11 protein-coding genes are annotated in these 12,871 nt (G+C 65.4%); 6 read left to right on the forward strand and 5 right to left on the reverse strand.

What is annotated here, in order from left to right; translation table 11 throughout:
- From GM672_RS25205 to rpsL, 4 genes are all read right to left on the reverse strand, one after another.
- Window positions 1–232 (reverse strand): GTP-binding protein (locus tag GM672_RS25205; RefSeq protein WP_229417651.1); only part of this gene is annotated, 232 nt, incomplete at its 3' end.
- Between the two features lie 91 nt (window positions 233–323).
- Entirely contained in the window at window positions 324–2,429 is a 2,106-nt protein-coding gene (gene fusA / locus GM672_RS25210) for an elongation factor G (protein WP_155473279.1), read from the reverse strand.
- Between the two features lie 105 nt (window positions 2,430–2,534).
- Window positions 2,535–3,005 (reverse strand): 30S ribosomal protein S7, encoded by a 471-nt coding sequence (gene rpsG, locus GM672_RS25215; RefSeq protein ID WP_155473280.1) that lies wholly within the window; start codon window positions 3,003–3,005, stop codon window positions 2,535–2,537.
- 112 nt (window positions 3,006–3,117) lie between these two features.
- Window positions 3,118–3,501 carry a 30S ribosomal protein S12 gene (gene rpsL / locus GM672_RS25220; protein ID WP_130186567.1) on the reverse strand — a complete coding sequence of 128 codons (384 nt, stop codon included), beginning with the start codon at window positions 3,499–3,501 and terminating at the stop codon, window positions 3,118–3,120.
- A gap of 364 nt (window positions 3,502–3,865) precedes the next feature.
- On the opposite strand from rpsL, the gene GM672_RS25225 reads away from it, so the two are divergent.
- Window positions 3,866–5,683, forward strand: coding sequence for a phosphoethanolamine transferase (locus tag GM672_RS25225; RefSeq protein WP_155473281.1), 1,818 nt, complete (start codon window positions 3,866–3,868; stop codon window positions 5,681–5,683).
- Window positions 5,684–5,703: 20 nt separating this feature from the next.
- On the opposite strand, the gene GM672_RS25230 is transcribed toward GM672_RS25225, so the two are convergent.
- On the reverse strand, window positions 5,704–6,960 hold the full coding sequence (locus GM672_RS25230; RefSeq protein ID WP_229427775.1) for a MutS-related protein: 1,257 nt from the start codon (window positions 6,958–6,960) through the stop codon (window positions 5,704–5,706).
- Between the two features lie 88 nt (window positions 6,961–7,048).
- Between GM672_RS25230 and GM672_RS25235 the strand changes: the two genes are divergently transcribed.
- The 5 genes from GM672_RS25235 to GM672_RS25255 all read left to right on the forward strand — a co-directional run.
- The gene (locus tag GM672_RS25235; protein ID WP_155473283.1) at window positions 7,049–8,320 is read left to right on the forward strand and encodes an efflux RND transporter periplasmic adaptor subunit; all 1,272 of its coding nucleotides are present in this window, start codon (window positions 7,049–7,051) and stop codon (window positions 8,318–8,320) included.
- Window positions 8,321–8,352: 32 nt separating this feature from the next.
- Window positions 8,353–9,045, forward strand: a complete 693-nt coding sequence (locus tag GM672_RS25240) for an ABC transporter ATP-binding protein (protein WP_155473284.1) — start codon at window positions 8,353–8,355, stop codon at window positions 9,043–9,045.
- A gap of 10 nt (window positions 9,046–9,055) precedes the next feature.
- Window positions 9,056–10,378 (forward strand): ABC transporter permease, encoded by a 1,323-nt coding sequence (locus GM672_RS25245; RefSeq protein ID WP_308807469.1) that lies wholly within the window; start codon window positions 9,056–9,058, stop codon window positions 10,376–10,378.
- 10 nt (window positions 10,379–10,388) lie between these two features.
- Window positions 10,389–11,630 (forward strand): ABC transporter permease, encoded by a 1,242-nt coding sequence (locus GM672_RS25250; RefSeq protein ID WP_155473285.1) that lies wholly within the window; start codon window positions 10,389–10,391, stop codon window positions 11,628–11,630.
- Window positions 11,631–11,699: 69 nt separating this feature from the next.
- A partial coding sequence (locus tag GM672_RS25255) for a sigma-54-dependent transcriptional regulator (protein ID WP_155473286.1) occupies window positions 11,700–12,871 on the forward strand: 1,172 nt, incomplete at its 3' end.

Here is a 12,871-nt window from a genome sequence, read left to right on the forward strand (position 1 = left end):
CGTAGTGACGGGCAGCCGTTTCGTACTCGACGTGGGCGGTGTTGATGGTGATGCCGCGGGCTTTTTCTTCCGGTGCAGCGTCGATCTGGTCGTAGGCTTTCGCTTCGCCGCCGAATTTCTTCGACAGGACGGTTGCGATAGCTGCGGTCAGGGTGGTCTTGCCGTGGTCGACGTGACCGATGGTGCCGACGTTGACGTGGGGTTTAGTCCGCTCGAACTTTTCTTTTGCCATTTTAATTCTTCCTTAGAACTTTGATTTTAGGTTGTCCGGCCGGGGGGATCGCCCCCGGCCGGTCAGGGACCGGAGTCCCGCTACATATCGATTACTTGGCTTTTGCGGTGACGATCGCGTCGATCACGTGCTTAGGCGCTTCGGAGTAGTGCTTGAATTCCATCGTGTACGTTGCACGGCCTTGCGTTGCGGAGCGCAGCGAGGTCGAGTAACCGAACATTTCCGACAGTGGTACTTCGGCCTTGATGATCTTGCCGCCGCCGCCTGGAATTTCGTCCATGCCCTGCACCATGCCGCGACGGGACGACAGGTCGCCCATCACGTTACCGGCGTAGTCTTCCGGCGTTTCCACTTCCACGGCCATCATCGGCTCCAGGATGACCGGGGATGCTTTACGGCAGCCATCCTTGAAGGCCATCGAACCGGCCATGCGGAATGCATTTTCGTTCGAGTCAACATCGTGGTACGAACCGAAGGTGACGGTGACTTTGACGTCGACGACCGGGTAACCAGCCAGGACACCGCTGTTCAGCGTTTCGCGCACACCTTTTTCGACCGCAGGGATGTATTCGCGAGGAATCACACCGCCCTTGATGGCGTCGACGAACTCGAAGCCCTTGCCCGGTTCTTGCGGTTCGATCGTCAGCACGGCGTGGCCGTACTGGCCGCGACCACCGGACTGCTTGACGAACTTGCCTTCGACGTCGGTGACGGCCTTGCGGATCGTCTCGCGGTAGGCAACCTGTGGCTTGCCGACGGTTGCTTCCACGCCGAATTCGCGCTTCATGCGGTCAACGATAATTTCCAGGTGCAGCTCGCCCATACCACCGATGATGGTCTGGCCCGATTCTTCGTCGGTCTTGACGCGGAACGACGGATCTTCCTGTGCCAGGCGGTTCAGCGCCAGGCCCATTTTTTCCTGGTCGGACTTGGTCTTCGGCTCGACGGCCTGCTGGATCACGGGCTCAGGGAAGACCATGCGTTCCAGGATGATCATGGCCGACGGGTCGCACAGCGTTTCGCCGGTCGTCACGTCTTTCAGGCCCACGGCAGCGGCGATGTCGCCAGCGCGCACTTCCTTGATCTCTTCACGCTGGTTGGCGTGCATCTGCAGAATACGGCCCAGACGCTCTTTACGGTTCTTCACCGAGTTCAGCACGGTGTCGCCGGAGTTCACGGAACCCGAGTACACGCGGAAGAAGGCCAGCTGGCCGACGAACGGGTCGGTCATGATCTTGAAGGCCAGCGCCGAGAATTTCTCGTCGTCGGCGGCTTTACGCGATGCAGGCTGCTCGTCCTCGTCCGTGCCGTTGACCGGTGGGATGTCCACTGGCGATGGCAGGTATTCGATGACGGCGTCCAGCATGGCTTGCACGCCCTTGTTCTTGAACGCGGTACCGCACATCATCGGCACGATTTCCGAAGCGATGGTACGGGTACGCAGTGCCTGCTTGATCTCGGCTTCCGTCAGGTCGCCTTCTTCCAGGTACTTGTTCATCAGGTCTTCGGTCGCTTCGGCAGCGGCTTCAACCATCTTCTCGCGCCACTCGGCGGCCGAATCGGCCAGCTCTGCAGGGATATCGACGTAGTCGAACTTCATGCCCTGGGACGCGTCGTCCCAGATGATGGCCTTCATCTTGACCAGGTCGATAACGCCCTTGAAGTTTTCTTCGGCGCCGATCGGGATCTGGATCAGGACAGGGTTGGCCTTCAGGCGGGCACGCATCTGCTCGTAGACCTTGAAGAAGTTGGCACCGGTACGGTCCATCTTGTTCACGAAGGCCAGACGTGGCACTTTGTACTTGTTGGCCTGACGCCACACGGTTTCCGACTGTGGCTGCACGCCGCCGACTGCGCAGTAAACCATGCAGGCGCCGTCGAGCACGCGCATCGAACGTTCCACTTCGATGGTGAAGTCAACGTGGCCCGGGGTGTCGATGATGTTGATGTGGTGCTCGGGGAAGTTGTTCGCCATGCCCTTCCAGAAGCAGGTCGTCGCGGCGGACGTGATCGTGATGCCGCGCTCTTGTTCCTGCTCCATCCAGTCCATGGTGGCGGCGCCGTCGTGCACTTCACCAATCTTGTGGTTCACGCCCGTGTAGAACAGCACGCGTTCCGTGGTGGTGGTCTTACCAGCGTCGATGTGAGCGGAGATACCGATATTACGGTAGCGCTCAATGGGGGTCTTGCGGGCCATAATTAATCCTAAATCTTTTAATGGACAAAACCGAGCAGCATTTTCTCAACCAAAAATGTGCCCGGCTTGAACAATAGATAAGGCCGGAGATTCCGGCCGGAATTTTTAGAAGCGGAAGTGCGAGAACGCCTTGTTCGCTTCTGCCATGCGGTGCACCTCGTCACGACGCTTCATCGCGCCGCCGCGGCCTTCCGCAGCTTCCAGCAGCTCACCGCCGAGGCGTTGTGGCATGGATTTTTCGCTGCGCTTGTTGGCGGCTTCACGCAGCCAGCGCATCGACAGGGCCAGGCGGCGTACTGGACGCACTTCAACCGGCACCTGGTAGTTGGCGCCACCGACGCGGCGGGACTTGACTTCCACCATCGGCTTGGCGTTGTTGATCGCTGCAGCGAACACTTCCAGTGGGTCCTTGCCGGACTTTTGCTGGATATGGTCGAATGCACCGTAGATGATGTTTTCAGCGACGGACTTCTTGCCCGACAGCATCAGAACATTGACGAATTTGGCGACTTCGGTGTTGCCGAACTTTGGATCCGGCAGAATTTCGCGCTTGGGTACTTCACGACGACGTGGCATTTCTATTTCCTTCCTGTCTTCAGTTGAGTGCCTCTGTGACACTCGCGGAGGTCATCATGACCTTCCACTTACTCGGCCTCGCGACCGCCTCAACTCAATTAAATTGCAAGAATTACTTCTTGGCGGCTTTAGCGCGCTTCGCACCGTACTTCGAGCGAGCTTGCTTACGGTCCTTGACGCCCTGGGTATCCAGCGAGCCGCGAACCATGTGGTAACGCACACCTGGCAAGTCTTTGACACGACCGCCGCGCAGCAGCACGACGCTGTGTTCCTGCAGGTTGTGGCCTTCACCGCCGATGTACGAAATGACTTCGAAACCGTTGGTCAGGCGAACCTTGGCGACTTTACGCAGTGCCGAGTTAGGCTTCTTAGGAGTGGTGGTGTACACGCGGGTGCACACGCCACGCTTTTGCGGGCAGTTTTCAAGTGCCGGCGATTTGCTCTTCACGACCAGGGCGGTACGTGGGTTGCGAATCAATTGATTGATGGTTGGCATCGTTCTAAATCCAACAAAATTACTGCTGTTGACATCCCGGGCCCGGCAACACGCCGCCCCGGGGCTAAAACCAGTCTCATGATCATCGGCCTGCTTCGCATGCTGCGTCACAGGCGCCAACAGCCACCCTCGGAGGAGCGGCTGTCCAATGCCCGAACAACAGGGCCATCGAGTGCGTATACCACGCGCAGACTAAAATGAGAACTCGCGAGTATAAACCTCGCGCATGGCCCAGTCAACCAATTTGCAATTTAATTAGGCAAAGCCCCTCCCGGACCGGGCCTCGCCGGCGCCAGGCGCTGTCGTACTGCCCCTGCGGCGGAAAAGCCTTGATAATAGCCGGCAATTTGTTACCGTTCCCTTTATGCAACCATTGCAAGCATTGCTGCGCCCCGCCCCCCTGTTCGTCCTGCTGAGCTACCTGGCCCTGTCCGGCGTGCCCTATATTCCCCTGCTGCTGGGGAAGAACGTAGCCAACGCCTGGCCCCTGATCGGTATCGAGGTGGTGGCCTGGACGGCCGTGTGGGCCCTGTTCCGCCGCCCGGCCTGGTTCCACTGGCTGCTCATTCCCGCCTTCATGGCACTGCCCACGGAAATCTATCTGCTGGTCTTTTACGGCCAGGGCATTTCCACCCACCACCTGGGCATCCTGGCCGAAACGAGTCCGATGGAAGCCATGGAGTTCCTTGGCCAGAAGGTGTGGAGCATGGTGGCGATCATGGCCCTGGTGGCCGCCTGGTGGGTACTGGCCTTCCGCGCCGCGCGCCAGAGCCCGCAGCTGGACTGGACCGGACCATCGCGCTGGGTGGCGCTTGTCCTGCTGGCCGTGTTCGGCGCGCTGGCCGCCTATGGCTGGGAATTCGGCGCCGGGCGCGGCGCTGGGGCCGCACCTGCGCCGGCTGCCGCATCGGCGTCGGCCACGGTCGACAAGGGCGCGCACCGCACCGGGCTGGCCCTGCCGCCCCTGCCCCACTGGGCCCGGCCGCCGGCCCGCTTCGACGTCTTCATCGATTCCTGGCCCTTCGGCCTGGTGGCGCGGGGGGTAGACTTCTACCGCGAGCGGCGCTACCTGGCCGCGCTGAACGAAACAAGCCGCAACTTCCGCTTCGGCGCGCGCCAGGCCGAGCCCGACACGACGCCGGAGACCGTCATCCTCGTCATCGGCGAATCGGCGCGGCGCGACCGCTGGAGCCTGTTCGGCTACGAGCGCCCCACCAATCCGCTGCTGGCGCAGGAAGCGAACCTGGTACCGCTGAACGACGTCATCACGGCCGTGTCGGCCACGCGCCTGTCGGTGCCCGTCATCATCTCGCGCAAACCGGCCCGCGAAAGCCTGGAGGACGGCTTCAAGGAAAAATCGTTCCTGACGGCCTACCAGGAAGCGGGCTTCAAGACGTGGTGGCTGTCGAACCAGATTTCCTTCGGCAAGTTCGACACCCCCGTCTCCGTGTTCGCCCGCGAAGCGAACGTGGTGCAGTTCCTCAACCTGGGCGGCTTCACGAACCGCTCGAACCTGGACGAGGTGCTGTTCGACCCGCTGCGCCTGGCCCTGGCCGACCGGGCGCCGAAGAAGCTGATCGTGCTGCACACCCTGGGCAGCCACTGGAACTACAGCCAGCGCCACCCGAAAGCCTTCGACCGCTGGCAGCCCTCGCTGTTCGGCGTCGACAAGCCCGTCTACACGGACCTGGCCATCAAGCCGGAGCTGAACAACAGCTACGACAACTCCATCTTGTATACAGACTGGTTCCTGGCCCAGGTGATCGGCCAGCTGAAGGCCGCCGACCGCGCCGCCGCCCTGCTGTACGTGGCCGACCACGGCCAGACCCTGTACGACGGCAGCTGCACCATCGCCTTCCACGGCCACAACACCCAGCACGAATTCCGCGTGCCGGCCTTCATGTGGTACTCGGACCAGTATAAAGAGCGCTATCCGAACAAAGTGAAGGAGCTCCAGCGCCACCGCAAGGCCCGGCTGGCCACGGAAAACATGTTCCACACCCTGCTCGACGTGGCCGACATCCGCTACCCGGACGAGCGCCTGGAATGGAGCTTCGTCAACGGCGCCTGGAAACGGCACACCCGCTACGTCGACAGCTACGGCTGGACCGACTACGACAACGCCACCGTGCGGGGCGACTGCCGCGAGATCATCGCGAAGAAGCCGGCACGCAAGCGCTGAACGGCCCAGCGGTGCCGCGTTCAGGCAGCCAGGCGCGGGGGCGGGCCGGCGTCCTCGCCGCGGGCGTGCCTGGCCAGCCAGGCCAGCACGGTGCCGGCGTTGCGCTCGACAGTGCTGTCGAAACCGCTGTCGGCCAGCAGGCGGATGCCGTTGGTGTCCTGCAGCACGCCGGGGCGCACGCGCAAGGCGCCTTTGGCGGCCTCGACGCAGAACGGCGCGAGTCGGTCGCGCAGCAGCGTGGCCAGTTCCAGGTTGTGCGACGAGACGACGACCGCGTGCTGCCGCGCCAGTGCGTGCAGCACCGCCGTGGCAGCCGACACGGATTCCAGGTGGTTGGTGCCGCGGAAAACTTCGTCGATGACGAACAGGGCCGGCCCCTGCTCTGCCAGCACCAGCAGTTCGCGCGCGCGCCGCAGTTCGGCCATGTACAGGCTTTCGCCGCTGTCCATCGCATCCTCGCTCTGCATGCTGGCATGCACGGCCAGGGGCGGCACCTGCGCCGTGGCGGCGTAGCAGAAGCCGAATGCGCGCGCGGCGATGACGTTGAGGCCGGCCGTACGCAGCAAGGTGCTCTTGCCCACGCCGTTCTGGCCCGAGACAAAGGCGCCCCTGCCGTCCGCCAGCGTGAAGTCCAGCGGCGCGAGCTGCGCCAGCAGCGGGTGCGCCATGGCGGACAAGGCCAGCGGCCGGTCCGGTGCCTGGTCGGCCCAGCAGAACGACGCCGTGCCCTGCAGGTGGCACGCCAGTGCGCAGTCCGCCTCCAGCGCGGCCACCAGGTGGTAGCTGGCCCGCAGCGTGTCGATGTGGGCGGCCAGCGCGGCGCGGCTGGCAAAGTAGCGCCGCACATTGGCCTGCAGCAGCCAGTCGCGGTATTCGCGCTGCCTCGGCACCCGGTCGCCCAGGGCCAGCGCGAAGCGGCGGCGCAGCTTGCCGGCGGCGGCCGCGCCGGCCCGGAACGGCGCCAGCAGCGCGGCATCGTCATCGTCGCCGTCCGGCAAGCCGCCCAGGGCATGGTGGGCGGCCAGCATCGCGCGCAAGGGCAGCAGGGCGCGGTCCCATTCCTGGGCCCGCTCATGCCAGGCAGTCTGCACGGCGACCAGGGCCAGCGTCAGCGCGACGGCCGCCACCCAGCCCAGCGGCAGGAATACCGTTGCCACGACGCCCAGCAACCACGCCACCGGCAGCAGCCACAGCCAGCGCACCCAGTCCGGCGTCGCGTCCGGCGGCGCGCCGTTATGCAAGTACGGACAGGCCCGGACAGCGCGGACAGCGGACACGGCGCACTTGAAGCCCATGGAATCAGGTACTTAGCGCGTGGCACGGTTCCTGCAATACCGTCGTCATTCTTGTTCAATCCACATCATCATGATCCGCGATACTTCCAGCCAGGACACCGTCATCGCCCCGCCCGCCGGCCGCAAGGTGAAACGCCTGCTGCTGCTCGGTGCCGGCGTGCTGGCCGTGGCCGCCGCCTTCGCGGCCGCGGTGGGCAACTGGCGCGACAGCGAACACTCCGTCAGCGCGGCGCGCCTGCGCATCGCCGAGGTCACGCGCGGCACGCTGGTGCGTGACGCCGCCGTCAACGGCCGCATCGTCGCCGCCGTCAGCCCGACCCTGTATTCGACGGCGCCCTCGTCCACCGTGACCTTGCGGGCACGCGCGGGCGACACGGTGAAACAGGGCGACGTGCTGGCCGTGCTGGAGTCGCCCGACCTGACGGACGAGCTGAAAAAGGAGCAGTCCAGCTACCAGGAACTGGCCGCCGAGGTGGCACGCCAGCAGATCCTGGCGCGCAAGCAGAAGCTGCTGGCCCAGCGCGACGCCGACACGGCCGAAATCGAGCGGTTGTCGGCCCAGCGTACCCTGGAGCGCTACGACGGCGTGGCCAACGAGGGCGTGGTGGCGAAGATCGATTACCAGAAAGCCCGCGATGCGCTGAAGGCCGCCGAGATCCGCGCCCGCCACGCGGGCCAGGCCTCGACCCTGGAGCGGGACGACGTGGAACTGGCGCTGAAGACGAAACAGGCGCAGCTGGAACGCCAGAAGCTGGCGCTGGCCAATGCCCAGCGCAGGGTCGACGAGCTGGTGGTGCGCGCGCCCGTGAACGGCTTCATCGGCACCCTGAACGTGGCCAACCGCAGCGTCGTACAGGCCAATACGCCGTTGATGACCCTGGTCGACCTGTCGGCGCTGGAAGTGGAGCTGGAAGTGCCGGAGACCTATGTCAACGACCTGGGGCTGGGCATGCGCGCCGAGATCACCGTCAACGGCGCCACGGCCACCGGCAGGCTGTCGGCGCTGTCGCCGGAAGTGGTGAAGAACCAGGTGCTGGCGCGCGTGCGCTTCGACGGGCGCCAGCCGGACGGCCTGCGCCAGAGCCAGCGCGTGCAGGCACGCCTGCTGATCGACGAGAAGCCGGGCGTGCTGCTGCTGCCGCGCGGCTCATTTGTTGAAGCCGAAGGGGGCCGCCATGCCTATGTCGTGCAGGACGGAATCGCCGTGCGCACGCCGATCCGGCTGGGCGCCACCAGCGTCAATGCCGTCGAGATCGCAGATGGCCTGAAACAGGGCGACAAGGTCGTTGTCGCCGGCACCGAAACGTTCGAAAACGCCCGCAGAGTCTCGCTCAACCGCTGACCTGCCCGCCCCAAACACTTGAGAGGACCGCCATGCTGCGCATGCAAAACCTGAGCAAAGTCTATCGCACCCACATGATCGAAACCCACGCGCTGCGCGGCTTCGAGATCCACGTCCGCCAGGGCGAATTCGTCACCGTGACGGGGCCTTCCGGGTCCGGCAAGACCAGCTTCCTGAACATTGCCGGCCTGCTGGAGGAATTCACGGCCGGCGAATACATCCTCGACGGCGTCAACGTCAAGGGCATGAACGACAACGCCCGCTCGCGCCTGCGCAACGAGAAGCTGGGCTTCATCTTCCAGGGCTTCAACCTGATTCCCGACCTGTCGCTGTTCGACAATGTCGACGTGCCGCTGCGCTATCGGGGCTTCAACGCCGCCGAACGCCGCGAACGCATCGAGGACGCGCTGGCCAAGGTCGGCCTGGCCTCGCGCATGAAGCACTTCCCGGCCGAACTCTCGGGCGGCCAGCAGCAGCGCGTAGCGATCGCCCGTGCGCTGGCCGGCAGCCCGAAGCTGCTGCTGGCGGACGAGCCGACCGGCAACCTCGATACGCAGATGGCGCGCGGCGTGATGGAACTGCTGGAGGAGATCAATGCCCAGGGCACGACGATCCTGATGGTGACGCACGATCCCGAGCTGGCGGCACGCTCGCAGCGCAACGTGCACATCATCGACGGCCAGGTGTCGGACCTGGTGAAGAAGTCGCCCACCCTGGTGGCGTAAGGAGAGCGCCATGTCCGGCACCATGTTCGGCTATTACTTCAAACTGGGCGTGCGCAACCTGCGCCGCAATCCCGCCCTGACGGCGCTGATGGTGCTGACCCTGGCCGTCGGCGTGGCCGCCAGCATCGCCACCTTGACGATCCTGCACGTCATGTCGGGCGATCCGATGCCGCACAAGAGCGACAAGCTGATCTCGGTGGTGTTTAACAACGGCCCGCTGGAAGGCTATTCGCCCGGCGACAAGCCGAACGACGACCAGGTCACCTACCGCGACGCCGTCAACCTGCTGGCCAGCGGCCAGGGCGAGCGCCGCACGGCGATGATGGGGCTGGGCGGCTCGATCCAGGCCGAGCGCAAGGACCTGGCGCCGTTCGTCGTCACGGGCGGCGGCCCCACGCGCGACTTCTTCGCCATGTTCGAGATCCCCTTCCTGCATGGGCAGGCGTGGAGCGAAGCCGACGACAAGGCCGGTGCCGACGTCATCGTGCTCACGCGTGCCCTGTCCGAAAAACTGTACGGAGCGGACAACCCGGTGGGGCGGCGCGTGCGCTACAACGGCTTCGACTTCCTCATCACGGGCGTCATCGACACGTGGAACCCCATCCCCCGCTTCCACCGCATCGTCGGCATGGGCGCGTTCGACGAGGCCGACGAATTCTTCCTGCCGATCGCATCCGCTGTGCGGCATGAATGGAGCAATAACGGCAGCACCAACTGCACCAGCAATTTCGGCGCCGGCTACCAGGCCTTCATCGGCTCCGAATGCACGTGGATACAGTTCTGGTTCGAGCTGCGTTCGGCGGCGGACCGGCCGGCCCTGCAGGGCTGGATCGACGGCTATGCCGCCGAGCAGCGCAAGCTGGGCCGCATGCCGCGCAAGGCGGCCAACCACCTGTACAACCTGACCGAATGGCTGGAGCACCTGAAGGTGGTCGGCAACGACAACAAGCTGTCGGCCTGGCTGGCCTTCGGCTTCCTGCTGCTGTGCCTTGTCAACACCATCGGCCTGCTGCTTGCCAAGTTCTCCGTGCGCTCGCCCGAAGTGGGGGTACGGCGCGCGCTGGGCGCCTCGCGCAAGGAAATCTTCCACCAGTTCCTCACCGAGACGGCCGTCATCGGCCTGGCCGGCGGCGTACTCGGCCTGCTGCTGGCGGTGGGCGCCCTGCAGCTGATCGCGCTGCAATCGAAGCAGCTGGCGCTGGTGGCGCGGATGGACTGGGCCATGCTGCTGGTGACGTTCGTGGTGGCCGTGTCGGCAGCCATGCTGGCCGGACTGCTGCCCACGTGGCGGGCCTGCCAGGTAACGCCCGCCCTGCAACTGAAATCCCAATAAGGAGAACGCCATGGAATTTCGTCCCATCCTGGCCGCGCTGATGCGCAACAAGACCGGCCCGCTGCTGGTGGCCGTGCAGGTGGCGCTGAGCCTGGCGATCCTGGCCAATGCCCTGCACATCGTCAACGTGCGCCAGGCCGTGGCCGAGCGCCCCACGGGAGTCGAGCGGGAGGAAGACATCTTCCACCTGCAGGTGGCCGAACTGAAGACGGACAGCAGCTTCAACGAAATGCTGGCCACGCAGGTGCGCCAGGGCCAGCTGCTGCGCGGGGTGCCGGGCGTGCAGTCGGTGGCGCAGACCAACCAGGTGCCGATATCGAATTCGGGCAACAACACGGGCATGTCGGCCAACCGCGAGCAGCTGAAGGTGAGCACCGGCGCGGCCTTCTACGTGTCGCCCGATTCGCTGGTGCGCACGTGGGGCCTGAAGCTGGTCGAGGGCCGCGACTTCCTGCCTACCGAGGTGGTGAACGTGGACATGACGAAGGACGCCTACGAAACCGATATCATCATCGTCACGCAGGCGCTGGCAAGCAAGGTGTGGCCCGAGGCCAGCAGCTACGTGGGCAAGACGGTGTACTTCGGTACCGGCAAGGACGCGGAAATGGCGCGCGTGGTGGGCGTCGTCGAGCGGCTGCAGTCGACCCGCGGCGAAGTGACCGAGCGGGGCGAAATGTCGATCATCCAGCCGATACGGCGCATCAATTCGCCCAGTGCGATGTTCACCGTCCGCGCCGAACCGGGCCAGCGCGACCGGGTGATGAAGGAAGCCGAAGCGGTGCTGCGCAAGGATGCGAACAACCAGATCATCGTGCAGCCGCGAACCCTGGAAGGCCACCGCCATGACCGCTACCGTGCCGACCGGGGGCTGGCCTGGATGCTGATCTCGGTGAGCGTGCTGCTGATGCTGGTGACCGCCAGCGGCATCGTCGGCATGGCCAGCCTGTGGGTCACGCAGCGGCGCAAGCAGATCGGCGTGCGCCGCGCGCTGGGGGCGCGCCGGGTCGACATCCTGCGCTACTTCCTGATCGAGAACGTATTGATCACCAGCGGCGGCGTGGCGGCCGGCCTGCTGGGCGCCCTGGCGCTGAACCACCTGCTGGTGTCGCACCTGGAACTGGCGCGCCTGCCGGCCGGCTACCTGGTGGGTGGCGCCATCATTTTCCTGTTGCTGGGCGTGGCGGCCGTGTATGGCCCGGCGTGGCGCGGCGCCAGCATCTCGCCGGCCACCGCCACCCGCGGCGTCGTGTAGCAGCCCAGTCCGGCAGGGCCGCAGCATGCCCATGGTTTCTTCCTTGCTAACTGAGGTATGCTGACGGCCATGCCTACTGTACTGATCATTGACGACAATGCCGCCATCGGGATGGCGCTGGAAGTGCTGTTCTCGCTGCACGATATCGGCACCTTGCGGGCCGCCTCCCCCGAGGAAGGCCTGGCCATGCTGGACCGCGCCGGCGCCGCCATCGACCTGGTGATCCAGGACATGAACTTCACGGCCGACACCACCTCGGGCGAGGAAGGCGTGGCCCTGTTCCGCGCCATCCGCAAGCGCTGCCCGGACCTGCCCGTGATCCTGCTGACGGCGTGGACCCACCTGGACGCGGCGGTCGACCTGATCAAGTCCGGCGCGGCCGACTACCTGGCCAAGCCATGGGACGACCAGCGCCTGACGGCCACCGTCAAGAACCTGCTGGAACTGGGCCAGGCCAACCGCGCGTTGCGCCAGCGCCTGCAGGGCGAGCTGCGCCAGCGCCGCGAGCTGGACCGGCACGAGCTGCGCGGCATGATCTGGCAGGACCCGGCCACCGAGCGCGTGATCCACCTGGCCTGCCAGGTGGCGCGCGCCGACGTGCCGGTGCTGATCAGCGGGCCGAACGGCACCGGCAAGGAACGCATTGCCGAGATCATCCAGGCCAATTCGGCCGTGCGCGACGGCCCCTTCGTCGTGCTCAATTGCGGCGCCCTGCCCGCCGAACTGATCGAGGCCGAGCTGTTCGGCGCCGACGCCGGCGCCTACACGGGCGCGTCGAAGGCGCGCGAAGGCAAGTTCGAGGCGGCCGACGGCGGCACCCTGTTCCTCGACGAGATCGGCAACCTGCCGCTGGCCGGCCAGATGAAGCTGCTGCGCGTGCTGGAGACAGGCCGCTTCGAACGGCTCGGCTCGAACCGGGAACGCCAGGTGCAGGTGCGCGTCGTCAGCGCCACCAACGCCGACCTGGCCGCGATGATCCGGGCCGGCACCTTCCGCGAAGACCTGTACTACCGCCTGAACGTCATCGAACTGAAGCTGCCGCCGCTGGCCGGACGGCCGCTGGACATCCTGCCCCTGGCACGCCACTTCCTCGGCCCCGGCAAGACCTTGCGCGCCGACGCCGAGGCGGCCCTGCTGGCGCACGGCTGGCCGGGCAATGTGCGCGAACTGAAGAACGTCATGGCCCGGGCCGGCCTGCTGGCGGCCACGAGCGCCATCGGCGCGGCCGACCTGGGCCTGCC

This window comes from Pseudoduganella buxea, assembly GCF_009720835.1.
Classification (GTDB): domain Bacteria; phylum Pseudomonadota; class Gammaproteobacteria; order Burkholderiales; family Burkholderiaceae_D; genus Rugamonas; species Rugamonas buxea.